The following is a 781-nucleotide window of genomic DNA, read 5'->3' as shown; positions in this document are numbered from 1 at the left end:
AAGAGGATGATCGTCGATAAATGTTTCACCGTAATCCGCATCACTGTAACTGTTGACCTGATAATCATGGCTTAAAATGAGTCCGGCATCATTTTCTTGATCACGTACTTCCACAAGGTTTAAAGACTAGCCGACATGATCCTTGCCACCCTTGTTACGGTAAGTGGCATCTGGGTCGGATGGATTCTGTAGACTGCCGGGCGCAATGCCCTTTCCTTCAAGAGGCATCATTGTGCCGTCTTCCATTTGGATGCACTGTTCTTCTAAAAGGCGTACCAAGTGTTCGAAAGCCTCTGACGACTGCACAACGGGTTCTTCTTGTACCGAGTTATACAAGTTCGAAGCCTGTTTGATCAACTTTGCCAACTTTGATTCTGTCTGGTCAGACTTGGTGCGGTAAAGCGTATCGTTTTCATGCTCGTCTTCGAGGAATGCTTCGAAGGCTACAGGTACCACAACACCATCCGTTTGATCCAGCACACGTACCATGTTGCGGATGACGGTATAAACCAGTTCCAGCCGGCTCATTTTCTTGCAGGAACTGGCTACCATCAAGGAGTCCATACGGGCCATGCTTTTATTTAACGCCATATGCTGGGCCAGCTGATCAGCGATTGCTTCCATTTCAGCGTGAAGCAGATCAATACCGGTTTGAGCTTCATACGTTACAAGACGGCTGCGGAAATTGGTCAGCGTATTAATCGCGAGTCCTTCATCGGTAAGGTCACTGATACCAAGGGCATGCTGAAAACGATAATCAAAGTAATAGGCGTCAATCAGT

The 781-nt window shown here is 47.1% G+C and carries 1 protein-coding gene; it reads right to left on the bottom strand.

The genetic code is table 11. The annotated features are described in order from the left end of the window. Nucleotides 1-126 precede the first annotated feature (126 nt). Nucleotides 127-781, bottom strand: a 655-nt coding sequence (locus tag IEW67_RS17955; RefSeq protein WP_229671966.1) for a hypothetical protein, incomplete at its 5' end; no start/stop codon positions are given.

It is taken from the genome of Lentibacillus kapialis (assembly GCF_014646635.1).
Taxonomy (GTDB): Bacteria; Bacillota; Bacilli; order Bacillales; family Amphibacillaceae; genus Lentibacillus; species Lentibacillus kapialis.
This window is presented reverse-complemented; position numbering and strand designations above follow the sequence as displayed.